General features: G+C 65.2%; 9 protein-coding genes. 3 read left to right on the plus strand and 6 right to left on the minus strand.

Translation table 11 applies throughout. From position 1 onward, the window contains the following. Positions 1-4: 4 nt before the first annotated feature. Both G361_RS0123280 and G361_RS0123290 read left to right on the plus strand, forming a co-directional pair. Positions 5-772, plus strand: a complete 768-nt coding sequence (locus G361_RS0123280; protein ID WP_196814532.1) for an ESX secretion-associated protein EspG — start codon at positions 5-7, stop codon at positions 770-772. Then, positions 769-2,871: an Hsp70 family protein gene (locus G361_RS0123290; protein WP_155981561.1), complete on the plus strand. Its 2,103-nt coding sequence runs from the start codon at positions 769-771 to the stop codon at positions 2,869-2,871. The genes G361_RS0123280 and G361_RS0123290 overlap by 4 nt, the downstream gene beginning before the upstream one ends. Before the next feature lie 16 nt (positions 2,872-2,887). On the opposite strand, the gene G361_RS0123295 is transcribed toward G361_RS0123290, so the two are convergent. Then, entirely contained in the window at positions 2,888-5,257 is a 2,370-nt protein-coding gene (locus G361_RS0123295; protein WP_019929528.1) for an Hsp70 family protein, read from the minus strand. A gap of 138 nt (positions 5,258-5,395) precedes the next feature. On the opposite strand from G361_RS0123295, the gene G361_RS47160 reads away from it, so the two are divergent. Beyond that, positions 5,396-7,456: a serine/threonine-protein kinase gene (locus tag G361_RS47160; RefSeq protein WP_019929529.1), complete on the plus strand. Its 2,061-nt coding sequence runs from the start codon at positions 5,396-5,398 to the stop codon at positions 7,454-7,456. A gap of 33 nt (positions 7,457-7,489) precedes the next feature. Here G361_RS47160 and G361_RS47165 read toward each other — a convergent pair whose 3' ends face one another. From G361_RS47165 to G361_RS44590, 5 genes are all read right to left on the minus strand, one after another. Further along, the gene (locus G361_RS47165; RefSeq protein ID WP_019929530.1) at positions 7,490-9,598 is read right to left on the minus strand and encodes a serine/threonine-protein kinase; all 2,109 of its coding nucleotides are present in this window, start codon (positions 9,596-9,598) and stop codon (positions 7,490-7,492) included. Positions 9,599-9,827: 229 nt separating this feature from the next. Then, positions 9,828-10,214: a hypothetical protein gene (locus tag G361_RS0123310; RefSeq protein ID WP_019929531.1), complete on the minus strand. Its 387-nt coding sequence runs from the start codon at positions 10,212-10,214 to the stop codon at positions 9,828-9,830. Between the two features lie 41 nt (positions 10,215-10,255). Beyond that, the gene (locus tag G361_RS0123315; protein WP_026343399.1) at positions 10,256-12,412 is read right to left on the minus strand and encodes a nucleic acid/nucleotide deaminase domain-containing protein; all 2,157 of its coding nucleotides are present in this window, start codon (positions 12,410-12,412) and stop codon (positions 10,256-10,258) included. Positions 12,413-12,535: 123 nt separating this feature from the next. After that, positions 12,536-14,872, minus strand: coding sequence for an Hsp70 family protein (locus G361_RS0123320; RefSeq protein ID WP_196814533.1), 2,337 nt, complete (start codon positions 14,870-14,872; stop codon positions 12,536-12,538). Positions 14,873-14,954: 82 nt separating this feature from the next. Beyond that, positions 14,955-15,350 carry a hypothetical protein gene (locus G361_RS44590; RefSeq protein ID WP_019929532.1) on the minus strand — a complete coding sequence of 132 codons (396 nt, stop codon included), beginning with the start codon at positions 15,348-15,350 and terminating at the stop codon, positions 14,955-14,957. Positions 15,351-15,456: the final 106 nt, after the last annotated feature.

The following is a 15,456-nucleotide window of genomic DNA, read 5'->3' on the forward strand; positions in this document are numbered from 1 at the left end:
ATGGATGTTCACCGATCACGAATTCGCCGCATTGTGGCAGACGACACGTGATGAATTTCTACTTCCGCTGCCGTTCAGTTTCCTGTCCGATATTCAATTCGAAGACGACTATCAACGAGAGATGCGACGCATCCGGGAACAGTCTCCGATCGCGTCCGATCCCGCCGTCCACCGATTTCTCGCCGATATCACAGCGCCTGATGTCAAACTGATCGTGCAGGGCGGCGACGTCCGATATCCAGACGATCCGAAGCAGCTGATTCGACTACTCGCGGCTCGCCGGGAAAATCGCGGATATCTCGTGTCGCAGTTGCCCGGCGCAACGGTCGAGCACAGCGCTGGGTTCACTGTGGTCGAATGCGACCCGATCCGGCTCGCAGATGTTGTCGTCGCGGCACTTCCGGTGACATCGGCAGGACGGATATCCGATATCGCCGTACCGGTACCCGACAACGATGGAGCGGCGGAGATCTCGGGGGTGTCGACAGTATGGGACACGATGGATGACGGTCCGGGCGGCGTCGGGGAATTCCTTCGCGCCAGGGCAGGCTCGATCGGAACTATCGAAATCAGCCAGGGCATCACCCACTTCGGCCCGCGTGGTAGGACCGCGCGCGGCCTGGTCTGGCGCGACCATCTCGATGACGGGCGCTACGTGGTAGTCGATGGGAGTCCGATTCTGGCGTACGGAAGCGGTCCGGAGCGCTTCGTCGGGTTGATAAATACGGAGATAGCGGCCATCATCCGGGCCATCAAGGACGAGCGCCGGTGAACTCGTCACGGTGGGTGGTCATCGACATGGGCAGCGCGACGGTCGCGGCGGTTGCCGCAACGGTCGATACCGATTCGAATTCGCCACCAGCTGCGGCCGAAGAGTTGATCGAACCGATCGGACCGTATCTCACTACGAATTCCGGCGCTGCGTCGACACGCGAATCGGCAATGGCCGTCGTCCGGTCCTTGACCGATCGGCTGGTGTATTCGTGGTCCGGTCGAAGACCCGATCGTATTGTGCTGACCTGTCCGCTGTCGTGGCCCCCGGACCGTACAGACGCACTGGCTGCGGCGGCGGCACAGGTTGGATACACATCCTCGCAGATCCGTGTAGTGCCCGAACCACTCGCGGCAATAGCCCAGTACAGCAGGGAGACCGGACCACCGAGGCCCGGCACCCGCGTAGCGGTGATCGACTACGGCGCAGGCACATTCGACGTAGCCGTCTTGGTAGCCACGTCGAACGGAGCATGGCAGCCCATCGCTGCACGAAGCGATGCCTCGGTCGCCGGGCGCAGTTTCGATGCCACCATCCAACGATGGGTGGACACTCATACGCCGGGTAGCACCCCGGTCGACACAGCCGAGCTGTGGAATACGATCCGCGTTGCGAGGCAGAAGCTCTCGGAACAGCCGACTGCGGAGATCGTGGTCCGGGTCCACAGTGGCGCTGTCGTCCCGCTGACCCTGACACGCGGCGAATTCGACAACCTGATCCGCCCGGATGTCCTGCGAGCCGCCGGTATCGCACGCATGGTTTTCGAGCAGTCGGGGATCACCGACGTGGCCGACATCGAGTCCGTCCTGTTGATCGGTGGATGCGCTCGGACTCCACTCGTACGAACCATATTCGGCAGTCTCGGAAAAGTTTTCCTCCCGGAACAACCGGACACCCAGGTCGCCCGAGGCGGATTGGTCGCGCCGACGGCCGGTGGTGCCTCCACACTCATCCATGCCCGGACACCGCCCGGCTCACCGCCACCGCCGAACGACACCCCGAATACCTCGGCCGTTCCGTTCGGGCCGCCTCGACGCAGGCGCTCAGGCCGGCGAGCGAAGGTACTGCTGCCCATTCTCGTGGGTGTGGTCGTCGCTGTGCTCGCGGTGGTCACAGTGACTGTCGTGGTAGTCGGCAGCAGCAATAGTCATCCCGTACCCCCTGGAGCGACGGTGACAGGGGTCGGATCGGGTGTCGACGGATCGATAGCGATCGATAGCGTCGACAACCTCGCCTACCTCGCAAACAGCAGCGACGGCACCGTATCGGTGGTGGATACCACCCGAAGGGTGGTCACGAAAACCATCAAGGTCAGGGATTATCCACGCGGCGTGGCGCTCGATCGCGAAGGTCACACCCTGTATGTCGTCAATTCCGGCCCGGGCCAGGCCGATCACAGTACGGTGTCGATCATCGACACTCGAATCGGTGCGGTGACGAGGGAAATCTCGATGCCGGATCAATGCTGGGGAGTCGCTGTCGATCAACAGACCCACCTCGCCTACGTCGTCGATTACAGCGACGTCGGAAACACCGATGGACACAATCCTCAGTCGAGCGCCCTGACCACGATAGATCCGACGGGGCCGGGCATCGTCGGTTCAGTGGCGGCAGGAGTCTATTCTTCTTATGCGGCAGTGGATTCGGTGGCGCGCTCGGTCTATGTCGCCGGGGCCGACAACACTCTGCGAGTCTTCGACACGACATCGGGTGCGCCGAAGGCGGCGATAAAGCTGGAAGGTCGTCCATACGACGTCACGGTGGACGAATCCGCGCACCTGGCCTACGTCACCACCACCGCGCAGAACCCCGGTGGTACCTCCTCCGGCCTGACGGCCATCAGTACCGCAACGAATTCCGTGCTGAAGTCCGTCGCCCTGAGTTTCACTCCGTACCGAGTTGTCGTCGACCCCGGCGCCCACCGCGCATACGTGGGCGGAGAAACAACGCCGACGATCGCCGTTGTGGATACGACCACCCTTTCGGTGGTGAAATCACTGCCGAGTACGACTGCTTCGGCCGCGCTGGGCATCGATACCGGCACACATATGGTCTATGTCGACAACGGTGACGGAACGCTGGCGGTGATCCACGGATGATCGAGTGCGGATTTCCTCAACGCGCGATCACCCACACCGACCTGTCACCCACTGCATAGACCGCATGCGTCGCGGGATCGACAGTGACGAATGCGGGACGATCTCGGACTCCATTACCGGCGCTCACGGGAACATGCGAAACGACCGAAGCCGCCTTGGCGTCGACTACGGTCAACTGCCCGTCCGGCACATGCGAATTGGCCACGTAGATCATGTTCACTGCCGGGTCGAAGGCCAGGTCGTAGCCCGAAACACCGGTCGGAACCCGTGCCGTCACGGTACCCGACCGCAGATCCACCACACTCAACTCGGTATCGAAGCGGTCACCCGTGCCCGTTTCGTCGGCGACGAACAGTCTGCCCGTCGCAGAATCCAGGGCCATGCTCCTGATCGGCGGGCCGAGCGGAATCTTCGCCGAGACCTTGCCCTGCTGATCGAGCACCTCTATTGCGGTGTTGCGGTCGGATTTCCCGACTCCCAGATAGACGGCGTGTTCGTTCGGGGATACTACGATCCGGACCACCTGGGTATCCACCGGAACCGACCCCGATACGGCATGACTGGTGGTGTCGAGCATTACCAACCCGGCTCGATCATCGAAACCCAGAGTCGAGACATATATACGGTGCAGGTCGGAATCCAGGGCGATATTCGTCGCCTGCTGACCCACAGGCACGGATGCGACGACCGCCTTCCTCGCCGGGTCGATGATTTCGACTGTGCTGTTGGACGCCCAGTCACTCGCCGTGGCATAGATCAGTCCGGTCGCAGGATCGACGACCATAGCGGACAACAATTTTCCGGTGTCGACCACCGCGCGAACCGCGCCGGTCCTCGTGTCGATGATCCACACCTGTGTGGTGCCGACCACGTACGCAGTGTCAGCGGAGGCCGAGATCCCCGCCGCGGTGGTGTCGATCGGAATCGTCGCCTTGACACTCATCGTGCTCGGGGATCCCGCTGCGGCCGGACGAGTCGCTTCTGCTGGGCGCGCCGAGACCGGCTTTCCACGAACTGACTCGAAAACGACCAATCCACCTGCTGCCAGCACAACCACGACTGTTGCGATCAGCACGCCGACAAGGACGATTCCACCCCGACGCCGGGGCCGATTCGCAGCTCTCGATCGCAAGGTCGGTACCTCGACCGCGACGGTCGGTGAGTGTGGATCTTCTCCGACGAGCCAAGTAGGCGTCGGGTTGTCCGCGAAAGGTGCTACCGGGATGGACAATTCACCGGTCGAAACATCTCCGCGCGCAACAGGGGCCAGGGGCGCAGCACGAGATGATGTGACACTCTGCCCGCTCGGACTCGGCACCGATGCACCCGAAGCACCCAACACAGCCGTCAGTTTCGGATCGCCGGTTACGATCCTGTCGGCCGCGGACCGGAATCTGTTCGCGATCAATGGAGCTCGCACCGATCCGCCGATCGCTACGACGTGCAGTCCGGCGGGTACAACCCCAGCCTCCTCGGCAGCACTGCGCAACAGACCCATCGCCCGAGCGATATCGGGCCCGATCGAGCGCTCGTATTCCGTGCGTTCGAGCACCAGGGTTTCCTGCAGGTCCCCGGCGCGCGCCTCGATGGTCGCGACCGTCTCCCTCGACAGCCGTTCCTTTGCGACTCGAACGGCGGCCCGGAAACCGGCAAGGTCGGCGGGCGTGCCAGCACCGGCGCCGAGCAGATCGAACAACGCCGGGTTCCGTTGCGCCATCTGCATGTCGGTCCATCGGCGAATCGCCGCGTCGAACACCTCGCCACCCGATTCCGCACTGCTCCGGGTCACGAGTATGCGGGCCGGTCCCCTGTTTTCGCAGACGAGGATCGTGACCCGGACCGCCGCTTCACCGAAATCCACTACGGCGACAGGAGTTCCGGACGGCAATTCGCCGACGCTGTAGACGGCGGCCGACGCTTCGGAGGAGATTCGTACGGCATCGGTGCCGAAGCCGACGAGCCGCGCCGCGCCGGTGAGCGTCGCGATCTGCTCCATCGACCAGGCGGAGGGGTAGGTGAGCACAATTCCCCTCGGGCGCGCACCGCTCGCCGATTCGGCTCGCAGCACCGCCACCCACAGGATCGCCGCCACGACGCTCTCGGCCGGCACCGCTCCCGATGCGACACGAAACTCCTTGTGCCCGGCGGCTATTTCTCGCTTGGGTTGCGCGATGAGGCAGTCCACCGCTCCGCGTGCGTATTCGATTGCAGCGGTTCCCGCGAACAGCCGCATCGGTGTTTCGACGTACACTGCGGACGGCATCTCCGGACTGTCGTCCGACAGCATCAACTGATGCGGAGCTCCGTTCCGGTCCAGCAGGACAGCAACCGTGCACGCGGTACCGAAATCGACCGCGAGCCAGCCCGGTAATGCAACCCCCTGCACAACAACCCCTTTCGACCCGTGGCGCAGACCGAGTGTAACCGGCCCCGTATCAGCCCGATTCGCGCGAATGGGATACAGTGCAGCCGTTCGCCCGGTTCATCGCAGGCGACAGGGGGAGTCTCGCAGAATGGTGATGTCATGACGGGCCGGTTGTCCATCGGCCAGGTCTTCGCGGGCTACCGGATCGACGGTGTTCTCGGGCACGGCGGGATGGGAACGGTCTACCTGGCGAGGCATCCGCGATTGCCACAATCGGTGGCTCTCAAGCTGCTGGCCCGTGAGGTGTCGGCCGACGACAAATTGCGCCGACGTTTCCACCGGGAGGCGGAAGTCGTTGCACTGCTGGATCATCCGGGAATCGTTCCGATCAACGACCGCGGCGAGGACCAGGGGCACCTGTGGATCGCCATGCGCTATGTGCACGGAACCGACGCGGGGCGTGTGGATCCGCGGTCGGTGACGGCCGATCGGGCGGTTCGTATCATCGGCGAGGCCGCCGCCGCACTCGACTACGCGCACAGCAAGTCGGTGATTCATCGAGATGTCAAGCCTTCGAACATCCTCTTGGCGCCCGCCGATGTCGGACGTGGCGAGCGGGCAACGCTCACCGATTTCGGAATTGCGCGATTGCGTGACGCGACGCAACTGACCGATGCGGGTGAAGTGCTGGCAACGCTGGCTTTCGCCTCCCCCGAACAGCTTTCCGGTCAGCAGGTCGATCCGAGCACCGACCAGTATTCGCTGGCCTGCACCTTGTTCGCATTGCTCACGGGTTCCGGTCCGTTCACCGCCGCAGCGCCCGCGCAGATGATCGCGGCACATCTCACCCGGCCGATACCCTGGATCACTCGAACCCGGCCCGACCTGCCGGCGGCCTTCGATAAGGTGCTCGAACGGGCGACCGCGAAGTCCGCGCACGAAAGATTCCGCAGTTGTGGCGAATTCGCATCTGCTCTGACCTCGGCACTGCGCAGTGGGCCGGTTGCCGTTCCGCCGTCCCGCATCGATGTGCCGTCCCCGGATACTGCCGCGACCACTGTTCGCACGTTGCCACCGCCTGTCGACACCGGCCCGCCGAACCGGCACGACCTCGAATTCTCCACGGCGAATGCGCGTTCCGATGGTCGGCCGGACGGACGCAAGCCGGCGGTCATCGGTATCGCCGTGATGGCGGTGGTTCTGGTGATCGCAACCATCGCGATCCTGGTGCACGGCCGATCCGGCCCGCACGATGCCGCCGCATCGGCCTATCCGACGATCACCGGCATCGGTTCACCGGATGCGCTGGCGATCGACTCCGACGGCCGAACGCTGTACATCGCCGACGGACAGAGCGGAATGCTCTCGGTCGCGGACACGGCGAGCCGGACCGTGCGGGGATCGGTCCGGGTGTCCGGGCACCTGTGTTCTCTTGCCGTCGACCAGAGCACCCATCTCGCATACGTCCTGTCCGACCCTCAATTCTGTATGGGCAGTGGCAATGCCGCCGCCGTGGTGATCGTCGATACCGATACGCTGTCCGTGGTGGCCTCGATACCCACGTTCGCAGAATCCTCGAAAGTCGCTGTCGATACGTCGTCGCACACCGCCTACGTCCTCGATCGGAACATCGCACCGAAACCGGGCGCTCTCGGCCCCGATAATCAGTACAGGCCCGGTCATCTGTCCCGTATCGATCCGGCGTCCCGTAGTCTCGTGCCTGTCCACGAGGATTTCGGTGGGCCGACGTTCGCGATCGATCCGGCCTCACACATTGCCTATACCTACTTCAGATCGTTGACGCTCATCGATCTGACCGGTACCGGCACACACACGATCACCATGCCGCTCGACGACTCGGGATCCTCGGAGTTCGTCTTCGACATCGCGTTCGATTCCGACCGACAGGAGGCCTACGCGGCAACGAAGTCGGGTGTATTCGTGATCGATACCCGAACGAACGGGATCGTCGATCACATAAGAGATCCTTCCGGACCCGAGGACAGACATCAAGTGGTAGTCGATTCCACCCGCCACCGTCTGTATGTCCTGACACCCGAGCAAAGGCGCCTCACCGTGATCGACACGGCATCGAGGTCCATTGTCGACCGGGTATCCATCGATGCCGGAAAATACGGATCGGGACCGATGGCCTTCGACCAGAAATCCGCCGCCCTGTACATTGCCGGAGAAGACTCCGTATTTGTACTGCGGCGGTGAGTCCGCGAACGGCGAATCCTTTCGAACTTATTGTCACGAGATCTTCCAGAGCAAGCCGGAATTCCAGTCGGCACTGTTCCTGCTCAAGGCATAGACAGTGCCCTCGATCGGCTCCACGGCCACCGCGCCGGGTTTCGCCACCGCCTGCTCGACGCCTGCTCGGGTGGTCGTTGTCGGCATGGCCGGTGTCCGTACGGAGGCCACGACCTTGTTTGCGGCAGTATCGATCACGGTCACCCGTGGATCGGCGGCATCCGTGTTCGCGACATACAGTCGGTGTCGCTTCCGGTCGAAAGCAATATCGCTTCCGCCGGTACCGGAGTCGATGGTGTTCACGATCGAACCGGAATGAATATCGATCACCAGCAGTTTCGAAGGCATGGCTTTCAGCGGGTCTGCCGACACGGACGCAGGGGTGGACTTCAAGGCATACAGGGCCTCGGCGTCCGGGCTGTACACCATCGCGAGAATGTCCTCGCCGATCGGAATCTTCTTGACGACTGATCCGGTACTGCCGTCGACAACGGAGATCTCGTCGGTGACATGTACGTTCCCGTGCGCATGAGTACCGACGAACACGTTGTGCGAAGTCGGGTCCCCGACCATCATCCCGGCATCCTGATCGAGTGGGATTCGACCGGTGACGACGTTCGCCGCGGTGTCGATGACATTCACATTCGCTGAACCGCCGCCGGCATCCGCCGACAATGCATACAGGTGCCGATCGAGTGCATCGAATGCCATGTCGTCCACGATTTCCTGACCGACCGGGATCCTGGCCCGAACAGTGCCCTGCTCGGGGTCGATCGCCAGCACCGCACCGCCGTTGTCCTTCATGGTCGTCGATACGTAGACGCCATTTTCTGCGGCGATACTGTTGATCCACATGTCGAACCGACGAATCCCGCTGACGGTGCCGGTCGCGACATCGACAGTCCAGATGGACTTGCCGTCGTCGGCGAGTACGTACACGTCACTGCTGGTCGCGACCATTCGACTGGGAGAGTTGCCGATCGGCACCGTCGCGCGCACCGCCAACCCGGAATCGTCCGAACCGAAATGCCGGACCGCGACAACCGTCGCCACCGCGGCCAAGGCGAGTGCGCTCAGTACCGCGACGACGACCGGCACCCGGCTCCGAATACGCCGACGTGCGCCGATGGATGCGCTGATGCTGTGGCCTACCGGCGGTGGGGTGGCCTGCGGTTGCGAGCCGACCGCAGACCGGGCTGCATGCGCCGAAGGAACCGGGGTCCGGAAAAGGCTCCCGCCCAGCGTCGGCGTCGCTGTGGCGACGGTTCGGGCATTCCGCAGTGAATCGACGAGTCCGCTCGCAAATTCGCCGCAACTGTCGAATCGTTCCGATGCGGACTTGGCTGTGGCACGAGCCAGTATCGCGTCGACCCGGTCCGGCACATCGCCCCGCGATTGCTGCAGTCGAGGCAGTGGCCTGGTCAAATGCCCGGCGACCACTTGCCCCGGTGATGTGGCCGCGAACGGCGACGCGCCGGCGAGTAACGCATACAGCGTGCAAGCCAGAGAGTACTGATCCGACCGATGATCCACCGGTTCTCCGGACAACTGCTCCGGCGAGGCGAAAGCCAATGTGGCGAGGAAGGTTCCCGTGGCAGTGAGATGTGTGTCGGCGCCGACGAGCCTGGCAATGCCGAAATCGGTGAGCACTGCGCGCTCCTTGCGGCCGATATCGGGCTCGGTGAGGAGGATGTTGGCCGGCTTCACATCCCGATGCAGGATATTCCGGCTGTGTGCATAGTCCAGCGCCGCGGCTGCATCGGCGACTATCCGGACCGCACGCTCCACCGCCACCGTTCGCGCATCCAGCCGAGCAGCATCGCTGCCGTGCACGTACTGCATCGCGATCCACAGGTGGTCGTTGTCGTCGCCGCGATCGCTGACCGTCACGATGCCCGGATGATCCAGTTGCGCAACGACATCCGCCTCGCGCAGGAATCGCCGGCGCAACTCGGCATCCGACGAGACCTCCCGTGCCAGCAGCTTCAGCGCCACCCATTGCGGTAACCGCGGATGACGCGCCAGGTACACCGTTCCCATCCCACCGCGACCCAGCACATTCTCGATCAGGTAACCGGCGAACCGATCACCTTTGGCCAACTCGGCCATGTCCCCCCTCATCCACATGCGGTACGAGCAGGACGAGAGTTTAACCGTGACGGCGGAAGCCCGCGCCGCGTCATCCAACTTCAGCCCAGCGCGCCACGGGTGTCGGCAGTCGCGCCTGCGAGGGGCGGTTGATATCGGGCGCCCAGAATATCTGTGTCCGAGCCGTTTCCGAACAAGTCGATCAGGTGACGGCGGTGGCCAGGCCGGACCCGGCCGTGGTCACAGGACATCAATTCTCGACCGAGACCGAATTCGGACTTTCCTCGTTCGAACCCGTATCCGCACGGAGGCCGGCTGATCGCAGGATCGCCGCAATCGCTCGTGCCATATTTTGGGTGATGTTCCCGAAGTGTTGCAGGGCCGGTTCATCCGAGCGACGCGACAGCACAGCTTCGTGGATCACTGCGGAGAGGTCGGCACCGACGCGCCAATCGACCCAGACGCCACCCAGCGTGTCGATACCGCTGTCCACTGCGACCACGGCGCCGATCGATGGTTCGCCGCGACCGAACAGGGATGACGGCAGCCCCGCGCGACGCAGCTCGGATACGACCCGTTCAGCCAGTTCCCAGCGCTGCGCAAGTTCGTCCTCGGGAACCTGCTCGAATCCTGCCATCACGTCAGCCTATCGGGGAGCGTCTCGTAGCACACTTGCCTCTAGCCGCCACCCGCTTGCTCGATCAGCTTCGCGAGTAGCTCGTCAGCAGCTTGTCGTAGCAGGGGGTCGTCTCCCCATGGCACCGAGTAGGTCACGGCCGCATCCGGTTTCAGGGTCTGTTCCAGCATCGGTTCGCATTTCTCGGAGCACGGCTGCCGCTCGGTATAGAGCGCAGTGATTCGATCCGGGGAGACACCCTTGGCTTTCAATGTGTTCATGATGTCGTCCTCGGCGTGGACGACCGTGCCGCCCTGCCTGCCCTTACTGAATCCGACCACGATATCGCCGGTGGTCGGGTCGTTCCAGCCGGGAACCTTCGCAGCCGCCACATTCCGCTTCGGCGAATACGGTCCGTTGGCCATGCGTGCGCGGTATGCCGCGCGGCTCAGCTCGTCACCGTTGTACGGCACCATTGTGTAGGTGCAGTTGTGCACCAGGACGGCTGTGCCGTTGGTGACGACGAAGAAGGTGGGGGTGCCTTCGACGGTGAGGTTGTAGGTGCGGGTAGTGGCGGTGTAGGGGTCTACTGCTTCGACTACGGCTGTGCCCGTGGTGGTTTGGAGGTGGTCGCCGGGGGTGAGGGTGGCGGCTTCGGTCCAGGTGGCGGTGGTGGTGTCGTAGAAACGATGGGCCGCAGTCGTTTCGATGGTTCCGGTGCCGTTCGGACCCGCTACGGTGACGCGGACGAAGTCGCGGTCCTCGTCGGTGCGGTGGATTGCGGTGACCCGGTTGGGTTGGGTCGCAGGGGATCCGGGGGCGGCGTTGCGGATTTCGTCGCCCTCGGCGACCGTTTCGATGGGGCGGGTGGTGCCGTCGGCCATCAGGACGGCGGTGCCGGCCACGAAGCTGTTGCGGCTGCACGGGCCTGCACGGTTCTCGATGGCGCGCTGCTCGTTCTGCTGGGTGGCCACCACCAGATCGATCACGGCCTGGATGCCGGCCAGGGCCGTCATCTCGATGTGGGCGTTGTAGTTGATCGTGTAGGGAACCGAGACGTTGTGACCGGCGGCTCTCGCCTGGGCGTCGGCTTGGGCCTGGTTTTCGGCACTGATCTGTGAAACTACCGCGGCCACTTCGGGATCGACGCAGCTCAAGGTGCCGGAACCGTTGATCGGGAGAGCCCGGGTGTCACCGCATCCGCCCGCGGGGCGGCCGTTCACGGTGACCGTGGCCGCCATCGACGCGGTTACGGTGCCGGACAGGGTGGCTGGTCGGGTGGCCGTGGTCGAGGTGGTGGCGTTGGCGGTTACGGTGCAGCTGGTGGTGTTGCAGCTCAGTGCGCCCGATTGGTCGAAGTGGAAGTCGATGCCGACGTCGATCGCGTCCGTCAGGGTGCGCGTCTGTGCGATCAGGTCGTCGTAGGTCCGATCCATGTCGGCGAATGTCATGGGGACGAACACGATCGGGCCGACATCGTCGGACAGCGGTGATTCGCTCACCGGCAGTGGTCCGTGCGGGGCGTCCGGATCCTCAGGGTCCGGGGTGGTGGACGGCGCCGCCGCCGGGCGCACGGCGGGGGTCACTCTCGTGCCCTCGGGGGCGGGTTTCAGTTGCAGGACGCGGTAGGGCTCCGTCGCCGAAACATCCAGAACGCCAACCGGTGTCGTGACCTCGACGGCCCGGTCGTTGCCCACCGGCACGGTGGGGTCGCCGATGCGCGGGAATTCGGGAGTCGTGTCCAGGGCGTTGAGCAACGCCGCGCCGACCGTCTGGGACGACCACGAGCCCCGCGGCAGGCCCGCGGTGAGATCGTCCGCGCCGGTCAGCCATCGGCCCGCGACGTTGTTACGGCCGACGCTGCCGGGCAGGGTGGGCAGCGCGTCCGGTGGTGGTTTGGCGTAGGTGCGGTTGCCCGCGGTCAGGAGGTCGGTCCGGTGGTTACCTCGGGTCAGCGAGCCGAGCGATTCGCCGCTGTCGGTGGCGCGGAGGTCCCAGTTGGCACTTCCGTCCGCCGAGATGCCGGTGTAGTGGGCCACCGGCTGGCTCAGCAGATTCACCACAGCCAGATAGAACGGCGCGGTATCGGCGCGCGGCTCAGCATGTCCCGAGACCGTGGTGCCGCATCCGGCCAGGACCGCCAGGCTCAGCAGGACGGTACCGAATCCGGCCCCGCGTCGAATTCGCCTCTTGCCGAATACCGTTCGTGAACGCCACATTCGATCGCTCCCCCTGCGTTGCGTACTCGCTGCGCATCCCGTCGGAGGCCCAGCGGCGCGGGACCCGGCATTCCGGGCCTTCGGTCACACATTGTGCAGGGTGCCGTGGCGGACGCCAACCCGTCAGTCGCCGACGATCCACAGCGCGCCGTCACCGACCAGGCAGACCGTGTGGTCGGCCGGGTCGACGGTGACGGCCGTCGCGGCCTTGTCGAGCGGGACTGTGGCGGTGACCTTTTCGGATACGGTATCGACGACAGTGAGTCTCGGGGCCCTCGGGTCGGTGATCGCGAGATAGCCGGAGTGGTTACCCGTATCGAGGGCGACCCGGGTGGCGGCTGGGCCGGTCCGGACGGTGGCGACCACGGCTGCGGAGGTGGTGTCCACGACCGTGACGTCGGTGGTGGAACCGGTTGTAGCCGTGAGGTATACGGTGTGCACGTTCGGGTTGATCGCCAAACCTGTTGCGCCGTCGGGGATGGCGACGGTGCCGGTCGCGGTGAGCGTGAGTCCGTCCACGATGTGCAGGGCCTGATCGCGGGCGTCGGGCGCGGGCAGCACGTAGAGCGTGTGGGTGAAGGAGTTGATCGCGATGTCGCGGGCGCCACCGTCCGGGCGCAGGCGGGCGGTGACCGCGCGGGTGGTGGTGTCGATCGCCACGAGTTCGGCGTCGCGGTCGTCGGAGGTGGTCACGTACACCGTGTGGCGATCGGGATCGATCGCCAGGCGGCGGGCATCCGTGCCGACCGGGATACTGGCCTGTACCGAGCCGGCGGCGCCGTCGACCACCAGGACGAAACCGTGGCCTCGGTTGTCGGCAGCGGAGATGTAGAGGTATCGCGAATCCGTCACCAGCGCTGTGGGATTGCGGCCGAGCGGGACCACCGTGCGTAGGGCGCGGGACTTCAGGTCGACGATCCAGACGGTGGCGTCCGCGCCGAGTACATAGGCGGAGCCGGAGCGTACCGCGACGTCGATCGGATTGTTGCCGATCGGGACGGTGGCGCGGATCGACGGTGCCGCGGGCGGAATGGAGGAGGGGGCGACGGGGGTGCCGGTGACGGAGCCGGCCAGGGGGCGGGGGCGAGTGGTGGCGAGGACGGTGATCGTGACGACCGTGATGATCAGGAGCGCGGCGAGGGTGGCGAGCACGAGGGGCCGGAGGCGGCGCCGAATGCGCTCCGGGGCCGGGCGGTTGGCCATCACCTCCTTCAATTGTGGTGGTGCGGGCTCCGGTACGGCGGTGTCCGGGCCGGCGCTGCCGGCCTGCCACACCTGTAGTGGTGGCAGGCGGCGCAGGGGACCGGTGAGACCGCTGGAATCGGGGGCTCGGCTGGTCACCGGGGGTGGCGTGCCGATCGGTGCGGCGGTGGCGGACTGTGAGTCCGGGAGCCACAGGGCGCCGCGGGCGGTCACCGTCTCGGGTTCCGTGTCGCGGGCGATCGGGCCGAAACTCTGCAATCGGTGTTGTACCAGCGGAATTCGGGTTCCGCCGCCGGTGAGGTAGATCGCGTGCAGGTCGTCGCGGCCGCGTACGCCGGCCAGGTGCAGCGCTTCCTGTACCAGGTCGCCGAGGCGGACCGCGAACGGGTGGACGAGGGTGTCGAATCGGTCTCTGGTGAGGGTGATCTTCTCGTCCTCGGCGCCGGCGGAGATCACCAGTGTCGCACTGTCGTTGGTGGTCAGTCGGTGTCGGGCGAGGCGGATGGTGTCGGCGAAGGACGGGTCGTCGGCCTCGGGGTCGCCGGCAGGTGCGGTGGCCAGGTCCGAGTCGATGTCGCGGAGGTGGTCGTCGATCCAGCGGCGGACGGCCGCGTCGATCACGGTCAGGTTCAGGGTTTCGTCGGAGCGGGCCGACAGCAGCGGGAACGATCCGTCGGCGGCGGCCATCAGGACCGCGACATCCAGTGAGCCGTTGCCGAAGTCGACGACCGCGACGCGGCGGCCCGGTGCGATCGGGGTGGTGCGCTGATGGAAGCGGACGGTGGCCAGTGGTTCGGGGACCGTGCGGATGCGGTGTCGCGGCAGGCCGATGTCCGCGGCGGCGGCGGACAGGATCTGGACCTGTTGGGGGGACCACAGTTGTGGGTGGGTCAGGACGATTCCCGTCACCGGGCGTTGCGAGACCTGTTGGGCCCGTGCGATCACCGCGCGGAGCAGGGCGGTGATGGCGGCCCGTAGCGGGACACTGCTCCAGCCGACCTCGAAGCTGGTGTCGCCGTGGGTGATTCGCTGTTTGGGGGCGATGGTGACGCCGTCCCGTACGGTGCGGGAGCGGTGCAACGCCGCACCGCCGACCTCCATCGCCGTCGAGGAGTGCACGAATACCGCGGACGGCAGCAGCAGGTCGCCGGAGTCGGTGAGGGGTACCGCTTTCGGTTCGCCGTGGGGGCCGTAGCCCATCGCGGCCACGGTGTCCGCGGTGCCGATGTCCACGCACAACCATCCCGATGAGTCCACGCCCACCATGCCGGCCTCTCTGTCGCACGCAGGGCCGATCGTAACGCGGGCGGCGCGGCGACGCACCCGGCTGTCGCGGCGTTCAGCCGCCGGTGATGACCGAGGCCGCGAGATCCTTTGTGGCGTCGTCGACTTCGCCGAGGTCGAAATTGCGGTCGAGGATGTGCAGGGCCAGATCGGGTTCCGGGGACAGTCCGTGTTTGCGGAGATAGTGCGACACCGAACCGGACCAGATCCACGTTCCGTCGGTGCGGTAATTCATCGGGACGTCGCGCTCCCCGGGAGTGAACTCGTCGACGGCGAAACTCCGGGCCGCCAGTACGACCGGCGCCGATTCCAGGTAGATCAGCAGCGCCTCACGCATTTCCGAGTCGATCGCGGGGCGATCCACGACCGGGCGACCGGAGTCGTCGCGCCCGTTGTACACGCGCGCCAAGCGCAGGGGCGGGGCGCCGTTACCGGCATAGGGGTCGGTCATCGAAATCCTCATATGTGCGGTGTTTTTCGGTGATGGATGGTAGCGGGAAAGTCTCGACCGGCGGACCCGGGCCGAGGGGTGCACCGGCCCGCCGGTCGAGCAGCGG

It is taken from the genome of Nocardia sp. BMG111209, assembly GCF_000381925.1.
Classification (GTDB): domain Bacteria; phylum Actinomycetota; class Actinomycetes; order Mycobacteriales; family Mycobacteriaceae; genus Nocardia.